This window comes from Runella aurantiaca (assembly GCF_003339505.1).
In the GTDB taxonomy this organism is placed as follows: Bacteria; Bacteroidota; Bacteroidia; order Cytophagales; family Spirosomataceae; genus Runella; species Runella aurantiaca.
Map to the genome: position 1 here is coordinate 42,817 of NZ_QPIW01000030.1, position 17,801 is coordinate 60,617.

Consider the following 17,801-nt stretch of genomic DNA (forward strand, 5'->3'; position numbering starts at 1 on the left):
ACTCACTTGAAAGGCTTTAAAATATTATGACACCGAATACAAATATAAAATCATTAGGAGAATACATTGAGTTTATAAATCACCAAGAACATAGACAGATATCACAATGGTTTTATAGAGGTCATAGTGATAAGTCCTATGAGCTTGTTCCAAGTCTTTTTAGAGTTAACAGAACAGAATCTTGGGCAAACTGGGACAGAATAGAAGAATACATAACGAGACAATTCAAAGCAGAATCCAGACCATTCATTAAAACTATTCCAACAAATGAAATTGAATGGTTGACAATGGCTCAACATTATGGTCTGCCAACAAGACTTCTAGACTGGTCAACAAATCCTTTAGTTGCCTTATATTTTGCCGTTGAGAATTATAAAAATAATAAAGATGCCAATGTCTGGTTATATGGGCTTATTTCAACTAATAATTGTTGGGAAGAAAGCACTTGGTTAGCAAAAAAAATTGATTTGTCAGGTGACATTTATGAAAATATTATTTTCCCTTCTCATATTGACTCCCGTATTACAAATCAATCTGGTTGTTTTACAATTCACGAAATTCCTAAAGACAATAATCCTTTTATACCCATAAATGAAAATCCAAGGATTTCTGTTGACACTTTCATAGAAATTACAATTGATAAGGACATAAAGAAGGATATATTAAACGAATTATATTATATTGGAATTCACCGTGGATTTATATATCCAGGACTTGAAGGTTTAACATCACGGCTAAAATTTGAAATTGAAACAACACATAATCGAACGACATTACAACCAGAATAAAAAAAGGACTTATAAAGAATTTGTCGTAAGCTCCCATAATGGCACACGGATGACACTGATTCCTTTGGAAACACGGGTTTTCACGAATTAAATCCATTTCAATCCGTGTTGGAACATTCGTTTTATCCGTGTTCTATTGGTCTGTGACAAATTGTTGATAATTCTGTAAAAAAATAGCATTGATTTGGCATAAGTACGGCTGACACATGTAAACTCAATATTTGCAATTCTGTATAAATGTAGAGGAGACGTTTTCCAAATGCCCCGCCTCCGCCTAGTCCCCACTCCCCACAACAATAGGGGTTAATCACCCAATACTTGTCATAGTTACGTACTTCAATAGCCATTGCAATCACTCTATTGGTTTACTCTAACCTTTAAAATCACCACTCTTTTACCCAATGAATACGCAAAATCGGGCCATCAAACTCAGCATCATGTTTATTTTTTCGGCCGTGCTGGTGTTTCATTTTTTGATTCTTGCGGGCGTTATTCCTTACGAAAATACCTGGGGTGGGCGGCTCAAAAGCCACCAAGAAATGATTCAGTTTGAAACGATTTCGATTGCCGTCAACCTGTTTTTTATGTTTTTGGTGGCCGTGAAAGCAAAATGGCTAAAAATCAACTTCCCCGGTCGTTTGCTCACGGTGCTATTTTGGGGTATGTCGTTGATTTTTGCGGTTAATACCCTCGGCAATCTCGTGGCAATCAATTCTTTAGAAAAATACATCGCCACGCCCATCACCCTGATTTTAAGCATCTTGACTGCCATCCTTGCGCGGGAGAAAGCATCCGCTTAAGGGACATCGTTTTTCGTTGGCTAAAATTTGAGAAAGCATCGTTTTGACGCCCACTTTGCCGTGATTCATGTCAAAAAATGGGTTACTTTTGCAGCCGCATGTACCCGTATTTTTTTACATAAAACACCGAAACAATCATCCCAAAACCCATCGGCCGGCAATGTTTAATAATCTTTTTTTCTATCACGCTCTTCGCGCTTATATTCGATTTTGGCACAATGTTATCTTTTATCGTAAAGTAGAAATTAAGAATTTCCCGACAGACCTTGCCCCCAATACCCCGATTTTAATCGTCACCAATCACCAAAACACGCTCATGGATGCCTTGGCGGTGGTGCTAAACGTGGGCGCTCGTCAACCCTATTTTTTAACCCGCGCCGATATTTTCAAAAAAGATTTTGTCCGAAAACTGCTCATGTACCTAAAAATGCTGCCCGTGTACCGCCTGCGCGACGGCATGGATGAAATGCAGCAAAACGACGAGATTTTTCAGATGTGCGTCAATATCCTTGGCGCGGGTGGCACGTTGGCGGCGTTTCCCGAAGGCAACCACGGGGTACAGTACCACCTACGACCGTTCAAAAAAGGCTTGGCCCGGATTGCATTTAAGGCCGAAACGGCCCACGACTGGAACCTCAACCTGCAAATTCTCCCCTGCGGTCTGTATTATACCAACTGCCAGAAAATGGGCGAAAAATTGGTCGTAAACTTTGGAGAACCTTTCAGCGTCCGCGACTTTAAGGCGGAGTACGAGCAAAACCAACCCCGCTCCCTGACCCAACTCACGAAGCGTATGTCGGACGAAATCAAAAGCAAGATGCTGCATTTTGACGACCTACCCCACCACGACACGCTCAAGTGGCTGACTGATACCGAAATACGAAAAGAAGGAGATTTGACAAACAACGTGCTCGACAAAGCAAAAGGACTGGAGCGACTACGCCAACTCAATGCCGAAACCTACACCAAGCGACTGGAAGAAACCAAAAACCTAAAGCATACTTTATCCAAACGGGGCATTGAAGCCGAAATTTACGGGCAACCCAAACCGTCCGTTTTTGCCTTGGTTTTACAAACCTTGGGTCTGCTGCTCAGCGCTCCCGTGGCGCTGTATGGCTGGCTCAACAGCGTCATTCCGTTTTCCATTCCGTTTTATGTTACCAAAAAACTCAAAGACAAGCAGTTTTCGAGCGCCATCCGCCTTGTGCTGTTTGCCCTCATTACCTTCCCATTTGTGTGGCTGATTCAATGGGGCATTGTCTTAGGATTCACCGATTTAAAAACCTCCGTTTTGTACGCGCTTTCGCTGCCCTTTACGGGTTATTTTGCGCACCGTTGGGCGCGTTGGTGGAGCGAAACGCTGCAGTTATGGAAGCTGCGCTCATAAGCAAATCCTATTTTCTAAAACTCCTCTTACCCATAAAAATAGCCCGCATCGGAGAACCAATGCGGGCTTCAACTATTGAAGGTGTGGATAAAAAAATTAGGCAATTTCTGCCATTTCTGGTTTCAGCGGCTTTCGGCCTTTACCAGTCAAACGGTCTTTAATACGGTCGACGATTAAATACGTAGCAGGAACGACAAACAGCGTGAGTATCAACGAACTGGTCAGTCCACCGATAATTACCCATGCCATCCCGTTCTTGGTTTCGGCACCCGCGCCGCTGGCCAATGCTATGGGCAACATCCCGAACACCATCGCGAGTGTCGTCATCAAAATAGGGCGCATCCGCTCTTTTCCCGCTTCAATGAGCGCGTGAATCACGTCGTGGCCTTGCTCTTTCAATTGGTTGGTAAAGTCAACAATCAAAATCGCGTTTTTGGCCACCAAACCTAACAACATAATCATCCCGACAATGGAGAAAACGGTCATGCTTTCCATGGTCAAGGCCAAAGCCAAGATGGCACCAATCAACGCGACGGGAATAGAAAATAAAACCACAAATGGATAAATAACGCTTTCGTACAAGCCCACCATGATGAAATACACCAACAAAATGGCAATCCCCAACGCCAATCCCAGACTGCCAAAGGCGTCAGATTGTTGTTGTAATTGACCTAAATACTGGACCGTTACGCCTTCGGGGAGTTTTACCTGCGCCATTTTTTTCTGAATGTCGGCCCCCACAGTACCCACTGGACGGCCGATTACCTGCGAATTGACGGTGATGGACGACAGTCGGTCGATGCGTTCAAGCACGCTTTCTCCCACTTTTTCTTCCACTTTGGCAAACTGCGACAGTTCAAATGACTTACCTTGGCTATTCACAAAAAGCAATTTGCTGACATCGGCTAAATTGCTACGGTCAAATTGGTCCAAACTGATAAGAATGTCGTATTCGTTACCATTTTGTTTAAATTTAGAACGGTCGTTTCCCCGAAAGGCATTTTGTAGAGCAATACCAACGTCGGAAGCACTGATGCCCAGTTGCGCCATTTTTTCGCGGTCAAGATTTACCGTAATTTCGGGTTTCGGGTCTTTCACCGAATATTTTACATCTTGCGTGCCCGGCACTGATTGCACCACTTTCAATACTTCTGCGGCTGATTTTCGAATCACTTCGAGACTCGTTCCTTTTACGGCAATCTGAATCGGAGCCTGCGCCGACCCGACTATACTGGTTGCATTTACGGTCACTTTTACGCCAGGGAGCTGACCCACTTCTTTTTTGAGCATCTGCCCAAAATCATCCGTCGAAAACTTCCTTTCTTTTTTATCAATCAACTTCACGTTGATGTCGGCAATGTTGCCGTTGGAAGCCGTACTGATGCCGCTGCTGGTGTAGCCAATGTTGGAAAATACGTTTGTCACCTCTGGGTGTTGCATGATGATTTCTTCGGCGCGTTGGGCAATGGCGTTGGTCTGGTAAATAGAAGCCGTAGGGGCCAATTCCAACTGAATACTCATTTCACCCTGATCGCTTTTGGGCATAAAAGCCGCCCCGATAAAGCCCGCAGGAACCAGCGAAACCGAACCCACAAACAATACGATAACGGCCAAATACATCCAGCGCTTGTGGCCCAACACCCACTTCAAATAATGCGTGTAGGTATCAATTATGCGATCGAGCAAGCGCTCAAAACCGATGTTTAGTTTGCCCCACAAACTCTTGGGATTGAGGGTTTCCATTTTTCCAAAACGCGAAACCAACAATGGAGTCAGCGTAAAGGACACCACCAAACTCATCAACGTTGAGAAAACCACCACGAGCGAAAACTCCCGCAAAATATTGCCAATCAGGCCTCCCGTCAAAGCCAAGGGAATAAATACCACCACGTCGACCAAGGTAATGGCGAGGGCCGTGAAGCCGATTTCACTCCGTCCATCGAGGGCGGCAGTGCGTTTGTCTTTGCCCATTTCGAGGTGTCGATTTATATTTTCCAACACCACAATGGAATCATCCACCAGAATCCCGACCACCAGCGAAAGCGCCATGAGCGTCATCATGTTGAGCGAGAAGCCCGCCACGTACATCAGCAAAAACGTGGGTAAAATAGAAGACGGCAACGCCACCAGTACAAAAAGCGAGGAGCGAAAACTGTGCAAAAACATCAGCATCACAACCGATACAATCAAAATTGCCAAGAATAAGTCATCAACTACGGCGTGGGCTGAGGCCAGCGTGTACACCGATTGGTCGGAGGCAATGGTGAATTTTAGGTTATTCTTACCGTATTGTTTTTCCAACACCGTAATTTTTGCCCGCACCAACTCACTCACCGACACGGCGTTGGCATCCGATTGTTTTAAAATCTGAATCCCAATCGACGGCTTGGCGTTGATGTGGTTGATGGCGCTGGGTTTGGCGGTCGCATCGACCACTTCCGCTACGTTTTTGAGTAGCACCTGACTTCCGTCGGACCGGCGCGCCACCACCAATTCCCTCATGCGGTTGGTGGTTTCGACAGACGCGTCAAAACGAATAGAATACTGCGAATTCCGCGTTTCGAGTTGCCCCGCTGGATAGCTCGTGTTGGCACTGTTGATGGCCTGCGAAACCTGCACGATTGAGACACCGTACGCCTTGAGTTTTTCACTGTCCACATTGACCTGAATCTGGCGTTCATTGCCGCCAATCAGGTTCACTTGCCCTACTCCAGGTACGTTGGAAAGCTGCGGTTTCAGCTCATCATCAATCAAATCAAACAACTCGGTAGGCGACAAATCGGCGGTAACGCCCATCCGCAAAACGGGCAATTCATCGGTCGAGAATTTATTGACAATCGGGCGGTCGGCTTCATCGGGCAAGAAGTTGATAATCTGTTCTACTTTCCGCTGCGCGTCTTGTTGGGCGAGGGTGGTATTGATGCCGTTTTTCAATTGAATGGTAACAATCGACACGCCTTGTTGCGAAATCGAGGTCATCCTATCCAAACCTTCGAGCGACGACAGCGCGTCTTCGATGCGTTTGGTGACGTTGGTTTCGACCTCATCAGCCGACGCCCCAATGTAGGTCGTGGCCACGCTGATGACGTTGGCTTCAAACTTCGGTAACAAGTTATAAGACAATTGCTTATACCCCAAAACACCGAATAAAATCAGAACGATGAACACCGTTGTGACCAATAGCGGTCGCTTAACGGCAATCTCGGTTATTGACATGGTTGTAGTATTTTAAAAAGGGTGTATTATTTCGTAATTTGTACTGGCTTGCCTTCACTCAGGTTGAGTTGGCCCGTTACGACCACCGTATCGCCTGCCGAAAGGCCGCTGAGTACTTCAATTTTATCGCCCAAATCACGGCCGATTTTGACGACACGCTGTTGCGCTATGTTGTTCGATACCACGTATACGTAAGGGTTTTTGAGGCTTTCCACCAAAGCCAAACGTGGAATTTGTAACGCTTTTTGATTTGATTTTTGCGAAAAATCTACGTTTACAAACGTTCCTGCTTTCAACCCAAGGGAATTGCTGACCGTCACTTCGACGGGATAATTGTGCTCACTGTTTCCCTGCGGAGAAATGTAGGAAATGGTCCCCGAAAGAATTCGGTCCGGAAAAATATCGCTGCTCACCCGCACCGACTGCCCAACGCGGAGTTGATACACGTCACTTTCGTTGACCAGCACTTCCGCTTTCAGCCGAGACACGTCCAAAACGGTTCCAAGAACTGCTCCTGCATTGATAAACTCACCCACTTCGATGTCTTTTTTAACGATGCGGCCGCCGATGGGTGCTTTTACAGTGGCGTCAAGCAACTGTTTTTTGATTTGCTCCGCCTGATTTATGGCATTTTCGTAATTGTACTTCACCTCATTTACCTGAAGTTCGGTGGTGGCATTGCCCGCCAACAACGTATTATAACGGTCAACATCCTTCTTTAACTTGCTGATGGTAAGCTGTGTAGCTTCTAGCGACAGTTCTTTCAATTTGTTGTCTACCTGAACCAACACCGCTCCTTGGCTCACCTGCGTGCCCAAGTTAAAGTTGACGTGGGTGACCCGACCTGCGGTGGTGGCCGAAATTGCGGCTTCTTTGAAAGGAATTAAATTCCCCGTTTTTATCAGTTGTTGACTTACATCGCCTTCCTCTACGTGACTGACCGTAACGGGAATAGCGATGGTGACGTTGGTGGCAGGTAATTGATTTTGGGTGTCAATCTTCTTTTTATTGGAAGAAAGGCGAAAGGCAATCAGGCCCATAACGGCCAATACAGCCCCGATGACGATGAATGTGGTCTTTTTCATGGTTCGGCTGAAATTTCTAAAGTTGGTTGTAAAAAGTGAGTAACGAGCCCTGCGATTGTTCCAAATCCAGTCGGGCTTGGTAAAAATTGATGAGTGAATTGATGTAATTCGACTGCGCCTGTCGGTACGAATTATCGGCATTGATCAAATCCGTCAGCGACTTGGTGCCTTGTTTGTATTGCAACGTGGTGATGTTGTACACCTCCTGCGCCAGTTTTACGGTGCGGTCGTCGTTTTGAATATTGGTCTTCGATTTTTGAATCTGCGTTTGGGCATTGCTGAACTGCAACTGATAGGCGGCGGTATTCAACCGAAGCTGTTCCTCCTGCGTCATAACCGTCAGGCGATTCTGCTGAATCTGGGCGTCACGCTGAAATCCGTCAAAAATGGGAATATTCAACCGCAGCCCAACGCTACCGAAGCCCGTAAAATTGCGAAAGCCATCGGCAAATTGATTACCCAATGCAAGCGTTCCATAACTCGCCGAAAAATTGAGCGTGGGTTGATAACCCGCTTTGGTCCGCAACAACTGCAAGCGCTGCAAGTCCAGATTTGCGGTCGCTTTTTGGTACGAAATCAAGCTCTGCGCACTAAAATTGGTTTCCTCCACGGTGGGCACTTTCTTTAACAAAAGAGAATCTGAAAGCATAAGTTCTGCTTCCTGCGACAGCCCCATCTGGTATTTTAGGCGGTTGAGCGCCAGCGCCAAGTTGTTTTCACTCAGCGAAAGTTGAGAACGAGTGTTGTTAAAACTCACCTCCGTATTGGTATAATCAATCGGCTGAATCACGCCGTTGTCGCGCTGTAATTTCAGGATATTGAGTACTTGTTGCGTGCGTTCGAGGTTATCTTTAAGCAACGCAATCTGCTGTTGCACAATGAATACCTGATAATAATTGCTCGCAATGTTGTAAATAATCTCTTCACGGGTTTGTCGTACACTAAGATCGGCCAATTTTTGATTCGCTTCGTTGGCTTTGATGCCAATGAGCAGCGATTTATCATAAATCGTTTGGGTCAGTTGCGCAGATAAGTTGGTTTGGTACTTGGAGCCCAACGAAATACGTCGCGGCTCTGGCCCCGCAAAGCCCGCCGGCAACAGCGTGGTTTGAAGTTTAAGATTATCCGTAAAATTTCCCGTTCCTGACACTTGGGGCAAATACTGTCCTAGTGCTTGCCGCGCCTGCTGGTTGGCGGTTTCGACTTGGTACTGCGCCACGCGCATCGTACCAAAATGCTGCAATCCGTAGTCGATGCACTCTTTCAGCGACCGACTTTGCTGCGCTGAAGCGGTTAACCCTGCACCGAAGGTGATGATTAAAAAGGCTGCTAAACGTTTCATTTTGTAAAAAATAAAGAAAAATATAGATTGTTGACATATCAATAGTAGACATATCAACTAATTAAATAAAAAAAACTAATTGTCAATGGTGGCGGAAATTTTTCTCAAAATTGATAGCAAGGCTGACACTTCTTCCGGGGTAAGTTGGCTAGAAATCTCTTGATTTAAGGTAACTGCCATTTCAGTGATTTTATCAATGGTAAATTTTCCTGCGGGCGTTAATTGAATTAAATTCTTACGTCGGTCGGTATCATCGCTCACGATTCGTACGTAACCATCGCGCTCTAAAGTGCGAATAGAACGCTGAATTCCCGATTTGTCGCGTTGGAGAAAGTTGGCGATGTCTTGCTGCGACAGTAATCCTTCGGTCGAATGATTGACCAAAAACAAAATAGGGAATTGTTCGATTTGAAGCGTAAACCCAGACTTGGAAAGCTCCCGGTTTACCTTTCGAGCAAACAAATGTGACACATGGTTGATATTAAAGGTCAGATATTGCCCCAGTTGTCCCCATATTTTTTCCTTTATGCTTTGCTGTTCATTCGTTATCATGGCGCAAAAATAAATATTGTTGATATGTCAACCTAATTTATTTTCAAAAAGTTTCAAAGTAATAGCAAGAATCACTATTTATCAATCACAATTCCTTCAAAATCAACCAGCTTATTCAACTTAAACTCCAAATTACCATTTTTCCAAGTGTATGCTATCGGCTGTTTACTGACCATCGAGAATATTTTTGAAGGTTTAAAGGCTGTTTGAATTTTGAACGAAAGATTGGATACGGGCAAAGGTTCAAAATACGTATTGCCGCTGAAGCCCGTGATGTTGACCAAATGCAATATCAGGCCATCCGCCGATTTTTTGTCTTTGTTTTCGGGAACATTTTTGATGTATTCTTTCAATATCACCTCCACGCGCTCGTGGGCGTTGGTTTGCAGCAGTTGGTTTGCTTCGGGATAAACAGAATCAATGACATCCAGGACAATATTCTTGTGTTCTTCGTACCCGTGCAGATAATACAAACGCCCCACATTAACAGGCAAAATCACCGCTTTACTGCGCGGATGTTGATTCAAACCCATGGCAAAATAGCCCGTTGGCTCATGCCCGCCGATGATTTCGGGCGGTCCGGGACGGCCTTTGCTCAGGATGGGCAGGAATTGTTTGTCAGTTCCCGAAAGGTCATACAAGCCTAAATTAAATTTCCAGAAAAGCATTTTTTGCTTCACAAAGCGCTTAAACAACGCATGATTGTCGGGTTTGAGGTAAAAACCGCTGCCTTCATGGTCTTTATTAATGATCTTAGCGCCAAACAGTTGATACAGAGCGTCGGGATTATCAAACATTGTCTGGTTGGTTGCCAGCAGATTTACACCCTGAAGAGCAGCCTCTTTCAACACCTGCACCGAGGCATTGCTCAAATAGGTAATGTCGGGTAAAATCACAAGGCGGTAGTTCTTCATCTTGTCGGCCAAGTGCTCAATTTGGGCGTCTTCCACAATATCAAACGGAATATGGGCTTCTTTGAGCATCAGTTGAATGCCACGATACTCCTGCATCGGCGCGCCGCTCGGCCACGCGCCCGGTGCCACCACCGCGATTTTGGCCACCGATGTGTATTTCCCAAAGTAAGGCTCGTACTTTTTATGATGGGCGTAGACTTTTTTAATTACGTCATAATTCCGCTCGTCTTCGTAGCCACGCATATCCCCCATCATGCTGATGTCTAGCCCCGAACCGTTGGCGATATTTTCGTACAATCGAATGGAAACCTCTTCTGGCTCCACGGCATTGTAGCGCGACTGAAACGAAATTTGCTGAATACTGCTATTACTAATGATGTGGTCAGGAAAGGAATTGACGGCATTTCCCACGTTGTCGGAGGCCGAATACGGCCAATAGGGCAGGCTGTTGGTTTGTGATTCGTGGCGGATGATGTCCACGTACTTGTCCATGTAGGTACAAATCGCGATTTGATTGCTTTTGGACTTAACCAATGCGTGCAGCCGCTTCGACCAATCTTCGACCGTAAACTTTTTAAAAGCCAAATATTTTTGAAAAACAGGGTCGGCTTTGTTCTCTACTGTGGGCAAGGTCAGGCCGTTACTGTACTCCGCAAAACGCTTTTTGTCGTATTCATTTTGGTCAATACCGTGGTATTTTCCCTCATACGGGTTGTTGACCTGATAACCCGGCATGTTGAGAAAAATGCCGTCAATACCGTAATTATCAATCACTTCCTCGATGATTTTAAACGCACGGTCTTGCACATACGGCGCATTGATAGACACCACGTACATATCCGTATTGATGATGCGCTCGCCTTTGGGCGAGGTATAACACCAATCGGGATGCGCCTTGAAGATACTTTCGTGTACCCGGCTGAAATCAAACCGCACAATGACTTTTATCCCCCGCTGATGACAACGCTGAATGACGTCGCCCAACATATTTCCCTTCATGTAGGGATTGGTATAGTGAAAATCGAGTTTAGTAGGATAAAATGCCATGATTCCACCAGCATTGATGAGCAGCGTATTGGCCGAACAAGCCTCCAAATCTTTGAGTAACGAATCAGGATTCAGCGTTGCGGCTTCGTAAGCGGGCAGATTGGTCTGAATGACCCGCAGGTTATTTTTCTTCCACCAAGGCATATCGACGGGCCATTGGGAGGTGGGTTTGGTATTTTTTTGGGCAAAAGAAGGCAAAAACAGGAGCAAAAAATAAAGCGCGAAGCACAGCTTTTTCATTGAGTTCGGAATGGGTTCGTTCGGGGTGTATAACTCAGGAAAGGAACGAAAAACAAAAATTTACCCTCTCTGCCACTCGTGAGGCCGCTTATGTTAAATCATTCTCATCAAAAAAACGCTCAAAGCCTTTGGCCGCTAAACCACGTTTGAGCACATCATCTCGGGTCTAAAAAGTGGCGTCTAATTCGATAGTAAGAGCAATAAAAGAAGTGTCTTTTGGGTCAATATCACGGCATAAGTAATACGCCTCGAAGTAATTTTCAATGGAAATAATTTCCTCGTTCACAAAATGGATTTTTTCTAAAATCTGATTTAAAAATTCTAAAATCTCAATTTCTGTTGCAATCGCATTTTTGAAGATACGGGTTCGATGCTTAAACAATTCTGCTATCAAAAAATTAGGGGAGCAAAACAAAACCCCAGTAGCTGCAATAAGCTTACGGCGTGTTTCAGAATCTTTGGTACGCAACGCTGAAAGTATGATGTTTGAATCTACAATAATTTTCTTCATTGCTGCTCAAAACGATGTTTATTTCGTTCCCACCAAGATGATTTAATTTCATCATCCAGGAGAAACACTTCATCATCCACGTTCATTTTCTGAGCGAGTTCTTCAATTCTTAGCCAGCTAAGTACCTTTATTAATGTATCTTTGTCAAGCAAATTTTTATCAATATTAATGATATATTGATCTTTTTCTGATTTGATGGTAAGTGCACCCATTGCAGTGTTATTTACCCAAAAATAGGTAATTACTACACAAAAAGCAACTTCAATACTTGTCTTCTGCGCCACCGCCCGCAAAATCTCCGCCACCAAATTCAACACCTTTTTCGGCCGAGTGACTATTTTGGGTCATTTGAGAAATCACGACCATTTCAATCGCAAAACGCTCGTCATTGTCTTTTTCGGGAGCGTAAATAAAGCCAAATTTAGGCGTTTTGAGCGAACGAATGAGGAAAAACGCGCTAATTGCCGCCACAACACCAACCAAAATCAACACCCACTCAATGGCCAGCATGGCATGATAATAACGGACCGTCAGAATCGTAGCCACGATGCCCAATAGCCCCAACAAAAGCAAAGTACGGTTGCGCCAGCGAAAACCGCCGTACAGATAGAGCACAGGAATTAAAATGGAAAACCCCCAAAACAACCCCGCAAAGGCAACTTCAGGAGAGGGCGAGCCGAGTCCGTTCAGTTCAGCATTTAGCTCCCGAACCACAAAATAATTGCCCGCCGCATAAAACAGCACCAAAGCGGCAGTGTTGACCCAATAAATGGCTAATTTCCAATAAAAGGCACTTGATTTTTGGCTCAGATTTCGCGTAACGACAAAAAACACTGCCGCGTAAATCATCAACGCAAAAGGCAGAAGTGCCTTGCCAATGGGGTTTTTCATTAATATGGAAGCCAGAATAAATAAGCCCGACAGAAAAGCCCCCAAAGCCACCAACGGCTCCCCAAAACTATAAACCACCACCACCAAAACGGGTAAACAAAACAACACACCTACCCAAAACTCGTTGATTCTCAGCGCATCATAAACTTCAAAAATGAGCGGCATCGTGGCACCAATAATACCGTATATGAGCGCATTGTCCACCCCCGCAAAATGCAGTTGTTTCTGTTTGATGAGTCGGAGCAACAAAAAAGTTACGCCAAAACCGTACAACAGCGCCGTGAACGCAAAGCCTCCCCCCTCACCCAAAATCATAAACACAAACCCTCCCCCAAACATGAAACAAACATTCCCAAACAGAAACAGGCCGATTTTGATAAATAGGTTGGGATTATAAGGTACTTGAGCGTGCGATTGAACGGCTTCCGCCAGTTGTTCCGTCGACAGCAAGCGCTCAGAATGCCATTTTTTAGCCATCTTTTGGGCGTATTCGTTCAGAAGAAGCGTCTCGTTGTAAGCTTTCATAATCAAAATAGAATGCTGATTTTTATGATAAATATTAGGTCTTTTGACTCACTTCTCACCGCTGCCGCTGCTGCTGCTCGTCCCTTACTTTCAACAATTTTTTAAAATTCAGGAAAAACCAAATCACTCCTCCTGTACTTGCGGCTACATAAAACATCCCAAAAAATGCCCACAACGCTTCGTTCATCACCTCAAAAAGTAGGTACGTAAACGCGATGTACCCATAAACCACCGCCATCAACAAGAAAAGAAACGATTGCGAGCGTCGGGCATGATTTACAAACAGCCAACATCCTGCGGCAATCGGCAACGCAAACCCAAAGGCCCAACCTTCTGACCGAAACAACCCCGCCAATGAACCAATAAAAAAGACGTTTCCTCCGAGCAATAAATACGTAAACGAGAAGTGTTTTTTGAAATCCATTCTCTCCGAAGCCACTCCTGCCCCAATGTATAAAATGCCCAAAAGTACCCCCGTCACGATAAGTCTCATATCGTTAAAATCGTTGTTGCTCAGCACTTCCATCGGCGCAACGGTAATGCCCACCCACGAAGCAAAGGCCGTCAGACCCATCGAAAGAACTCCCCGGTGGTCGAAACGGTACGCACAAAACAGAAAAAGGACCGCGGGCAAAACCGTAGCCAAACCGTAGCGCGTACCGAAAACATTGTAGCGCCATTGTACATATCCCTCCAATATCAGAAACAAAGTACAGGCAATGAGCAAGGCAAAATCGCTGAACTTGGCCTCGTTTTCGATGAGTCCCCGCGAAAATGGAACGCTCGTGCGGTAGACGTAGAAGAAACTACCCACCGTCAGCACCGCCAAAAGGGCAATGAGTGCCGTGTGGCCGATGGTGTCAATGTTGTTATAAATGAGTACACCAACGCCCGAAGTAAACAGCAAAATGCCTGCGTAGAGCAGGCTGCGCAGCAGGAGATACAACGAAACGGGGCGGTTGCGCTCGTGCGTTTCCAATTGCACACGCTGCTCGTTGGTCAGGAGGTGGCGTTGTTGCCACTCATCCAAAAGAAATGATAAAGGGTTCATATAAACAAAGGTGCTGATTTAGCATGAAATCAAAAAATGCACTTATTTACCGTACCTATTTTGCACGATGCATATTCGTTAAAAGACTATCTATCAATGATATACCTCTTTTTTCACATTAATTTAGCCTAACAATTCATTTTTTTTCAAGGTTTAATGCCTCAAAAAACATTTCATCCCCTAATTTTGTGCAATTTTTGCAGCAACCCTGTTGCAAAAGTTAAAAGTTAGACGCGCCACATTTATCAGAAATATCCCTATTAGGGTGTCTGAAAAGGTCAAAGCGAGCGACGAATAACAGATAACTGATAACTTTTCCTCAAAAAAATGCCAAAAAATCCAAACATCAACTCTGTCCTCATTATTGGTTCCGGTCCCATTATCATCGGTCAAGCATGTGAATTTGATTACTCCGGCTCGCAAGCCGCCCGGTCATTGAGAGAAGAAGGAATTGAGGTCATTCTGATAAATTCCAATCCGGCGACCATCATGACCGACCCCATCAACGCCGATCATGTGTACCTCAAGCCATTAGAGAAAAAGTACATTGTTGAAATCTTAGAAAAACATAAAGTCGACGCCGTTTTGCCAACTATGGGTGGTCAGACGGCGTTAAATTTAGCCATTGATTGCGACAAAGCGGGTATTTGGAAAAAATACGGCGTGCAAATCATCGGGGTGGACATTAAAGCCATCGAAACCACCGAAGATCGCGAAAAATTCCGTCTTAAAATGCTCGAATTGGGCGCGGGAGTGTGTAAAGGTCGTACGGCTAAATCATTTTTGGAAGGAAAGGAAATTGCCCAAGAAATCGGCTTCCCGCTCGTTATTCGTCCGTCGTACACGCTCGGTGGAACGGGGGGCGGTTTTGTGAATACGCCCGAAGAGTTTGACAAAGCCCTCCAACACGGCCTCATTGCTTCGCCTGTGCATGAAGTATTGGTGGAACAAAGCGTAATGGGTTGGAAAGAATACGAACTTGAATTGCTCCGCGACGGCAACGGCAACCTCATCATCGTCTGTTCGATCGAGAACTTCGACCCGATGGGTATCCACACTGGCGACAGTATCACCGTGGCCCCCGCCATGACCCTGCCCGATACGCTCTACCAAAAAATGCGCGACCTCGCCATTTTGACCATGAACGGTATCGGTAAATTTGCGGGTGGTTGTAACATTCAATTTTCGGTCAACCCCGAAACCGACGACATCATTGTCATCGAAATCAACCCGCGCGTATCACGCTCTTCGGCTTTGGCGTCCAAAGCCACGGGTTATCCGATTGCGAAGATTTCCGCCAAAATGGCCATTGGCTACAATCTTGATGAACTCATCAACCCCATTACGGGCAGCACATCGGCATTTTTTGAACCAACCATCGACTACGTTATTGTAAAAGTTCCACGCTGGAATTTTGATAAATTCCCCGGCGCTGACCGTTCGTTGGGCCTCCAAATGAAGTCAGTGGGCGAAGCGATGGGTATCGGACGCAACTTCCAAGAAGCGTTGCAGAAAGCCTGTCAGTCGCTTGAAATACGCCGCAACGGTCTCGGTGCCGACGGCAAAGAACTGACCGACGTAGCCGCCATCAAGCAAAGTTTGGCGCATCCTAGCTGGAACCGCATGTTCCACATCTACGACGCGTTCAAAATCGGTTTGTCGTTCAAAACCATCCAGAACCTTACCAAAATCGACGCGTGGTTTTTGCACCAAATTGAAGAATTGGTGGAACTGGAAAAAGAAATCCAAAAATTTGACTTGGAAGACTTGCCTGCGCATCTCCTGCTGATAGCCAAGCAAAAAGGCTACGCCGACCGCCAAATTGCGCACTTGCTGGGCGTCAAAGAAAGCAAGGTGTACAAACGCCGTCAAGAACTCAATATCAAGCGCGTGTACAAATGCGTAGATACTTGCGCGGCTGAGTTTGAAGCCAAAACGCCTTATTACTACTCAACATTCTGTATATCAGCCGATAACCCCGACAACGAATCTATCCCGTCGGACCGCAAAAAAGTGGTCGTGTTGGGCTCTGGGCCTAACCGTATCGGACAAGGCATCGAGTTTGATTACTCATGTGTACACGGGGTGTTGGCGGCCAAAGAGGCTGGTTACGAGACCATTATGATTAACTGTAACCCCGAAACGGTGTCGACCGACCCCGACATTTCAGATAAGTTATACTTTGAGCCTGTTTTCTGGGAACACGTTCACGCCATCATCCAACACGAAAAACCCGAAGGCGTGATTGTGCAGTTGGGTGGACAAACAGCCCTGAAAATTGCCGAAAAACTCCATCAATACGGCATCAAAATCATCGGTAGCAGCTTTGATACGCTCGACTTGGCCGAAGATCGCGGTCGCTTCTCGGCGCTGTTGCGTGACTTGGACATTCCCTATCCGCAGTTTGACACTGTACGCACGGCCGATGCTGCCGCCGAAATCGGCAAGAAATTGGGCTTCCCGCTTTTGGTTCGTCCAAGCTACGTATTGGGTGGACAGAGCATGAAAATTGTCATCAATGAGCAGGAATTGGAGCAACATGTAGTGAAAATCCTGAACGATATTCCTGACAACAACATCCTCCTCGACCACTACCTCGAAAACGCCATCGAAGCCGAATCTGACGCAATTTGCGACGGTGAAGATGCGTACATCATCGGGGTAATGGAGCACATCGAGCCCGCTGGTATCCATTCAGGCGACTCGCACGCTACCCTCCCGCCGTTTGATTTGACGCCCGACGAAATCCGTCAAATTGAAGAAATTACGGTAAAAGTAGCCAAAGCGATGAAGGTGGAAGGGCTGATTAACATGCAGTTTGCGGTCAAAAACGGCGTGGTGTACGTGATTGAAGCCAACCCGCGCGCCTCCCGCACGGTGCCGTTTATCTGCAAAGCCTACCAAGAACCGTACGTAAATTACGCGACGAAGTTCATGCTCGGCGACAAGAAAGTGAAAGACATCGAGTTTAAACCCGTTAAGAAAGGTTGGGCCATCAAGATTCCAGTATTCTCGTTCAACAAATTCCCGAACGTAAACAAAGAATTAGGGCCAGAGATGAAGTCTACCGGTGAAGGCATTTACTTTATAGATAGCCTCGAAGACGACTTCTTCCAAAAAATATACGGCGAGCGGAATCTGTATCTGAGCCGCTAACAATTTATCATGCTGATAAGCATCTAAAAGCCTTCGTGAAAACGAGGGCTTTTTTTATTGGCCAAATCAACAGGTTGAAGCAGGCATATTATTCGGAAGCAAACTATTATTTTTTGTCACTCTGAAAGAGTACAAGTTCGCTTGATTGGGCGCATAAAAGAGACTGGTTGGCACTTACTATGTTACAAACACTTTGTTTATTTTTGGGGTCGTAGTTCAAAACTATGACCAACTGGGGCTACTCAATGAACGACAATCAAAGGTTTTGTTAAGAATATTTGAAGCAGGTATTGAGG

General features: G+C 45.4%; 13 protein-coding genes. 4 read left to right on the forward strand and 9 right to left on the reverse strand.

All coding sequences use genetic code 11. The annotated features are described in order from the left end of the window. The first annotated feature begins 26 nt into the window (after positions 1 to 26). The 3 genes from DVG78_RS25015 (at position 27) to DVG78_RS25025 (ending at position 2,975) form a co-directional block, all read left to right on the forward strand. Positions 27 to 788, forward strand: coding sequence for an FRG domain-containing protein (locus tag DVG78_RS25015; protein ID WP_114463757.1), 762 nt, complete (start codon positions 27 to 29; stop codon positions 786 to 788). A 401-nt stretch (positions 789 to 1,189) separates the two neighbouring features. Next, the gene (locus tag DVG78_RS25020) at positions 1,190 to 1,588 is read left to right on the forward strand and encodes a hypothetical protein (protein WP_114463758.1); all 399 of its coding nucleotides are present in this window, start codon (positions 1,190 to 1,192) and stop codon (positions 1,586 to 1,588) included. Between the two features lie 160 nt (positions 1,589 to 1,748). Continuing rightward, a complete protein-coding gene (locus tag DVG78_RS25025; RefSeq protein ID WP_158550092.1) occupies positions 1,749 to 2,975 on the forward strand; it encodes a 1-acyl-sn-glycerol-3-phosphate acyltransferase in 1,227 nt (408 codons plus the stop codon). 96 nt (positions 2,976 to 3,071) lie between these two features. On the opposite strand, the gene DVG78_RS25030 is transcribed toward DVG78_RS25025, so the two are convergent. The 9 genes from DVG78_RS25030 to DVG78_RS25070 all read right to left on the reverse strand — a co-directional run bounded on the left by DVG78_RS25030 (position 3,072) and on the right by DVG78_RS25070 (position 14,349). Further along, a complete protein-coding gene (locus tag DVG78_RS25030; RefSeq protein WP_114463760.1) occupies positions 3,072 to 6,191 on the reverse strand; it encodes an efflux RND transporter permease subunit in 3,120 nt (1,039 codons plus the stop codon). Positions 6,192 to 6,217: 26 nt separating this feature from the next. Beyond that, a complete protein-coding gene (locus tag DVG78_RS25035; RefSeq protein ID WP_114463761.1) occupies positions 6,218 to 7,276 on the reverse strand; it encodes an efflux RND transporter periplasmic adaptor subunit in 1,059 nt (352 codons plus the stop codon). 16 nt (positions 7,277 to 7,292) lie between these two features. Then, complete coding sequence (locus DVG78_RS25040; RefSeq protein ID WP_114463762.1) at positions 7,293 to 8,618, reverse strand: TolC family protein; 1,326 nt, start codon at positions 8,616 to 8,618, stop codon at positions 7,293 to 7,295. Between the two features lie 75 nt (positions 8,619 to 8,693). Next, entirely contained in the window at positions 8,694 to 9,170 is a 477-nt protein-coding gene (locus DVG78_RS25045) for a MarR family winged helix-turn-helix transcriptional regulator (RefSeq protein WP_114463763.1), read from the reverse strand. Positions 9,171 to 9,244: 74 nt separating this feature from the next. Beyond that, on the reverse strand, positions 9,245 to 11,371 hold the full coding sequence (locus tag DVG78_RS25050; protein WP_114463764.1) for an alpha-amylase family protein: 2,127 nt from the start codon (positions 11,369 to 11,371) through the stop codon (positions 9,245 to 9,247). Between the two features lie 166 nt (positions 11,372 to 11,537). Continuing rightward, positions 11,538 to 11,882 carry a PIN domain-containing protein gene (locus DVG78_RS25055; protein WP_114463765.1) on the reverse strand — a complete coding sequence of 115 codons (345 nt, stop codon included), beginning with the start codon at positions 11,880 to 11,882 and terminating at the stop codon, positions 11,538 to 11,540. Beyond that, positions 11,879 to 12,187 carry a hypothetical protein gene (locus DVG78_RS25060; RefSeq protein ID WP_158550093.1) on the reverse strand — a complete coding sequence of 103 codons (309 nt, stop codon included), beginning with the start codon at positions 12,185 to 12,187 and terminating at the stop codon, positions 11,879 to 11,881. Before DVG78_RS25060 ends, DVG78_RS25055 begins: the two co-directional genes overlap by 4 nt. Beyond that, positions 12,144 to 13,298, reverse strand: coding sequence for a hypothetical protein (locus DVG78_RS25065; protein ID WP_114463767.1), 1,155 nt, complete (start codon positions 13,296 to 13,298; stop codon positions 12,144 to 12,146). Before DVG78_RS25065 ends, DVG78_RS25060 begins: the two co-directional genes overlap by 44 nt. Positions 13,299 to 13,353: 55 nt before the next feature. Next, positions 13,354 to 14,349 (reverse strand): DUF2157 domain-containing protein, encoded by a 996-nt coding sequence (locus DVG78_RS25070; protein ID WP_114463768.1) that lies wholly within the window; start codon positions 14,347 to 14,349, stop codon positions 13,354 to 13,356. Positions 14,350 to 14,676: 327 nt separating this feature from the next. On the opposite strand from DVG78_RS25070, the gene carB reads away from it, so the two are divergent. Beyond that, positions 14,677 to 17,505: a carbamoyl-phosphate synthase large subunit gene (gene carB, locus DVG78_RS25075; protein WP_114463769.1), complete on the forward strand. Its 2,829-nt coding sequence runs from the start codon at positions 14,677 to 14,679 to the stop codon at positions 17,503 to 17,505. Positions 17,506 to 17,801: the final 296 nt, after the last annotated feature.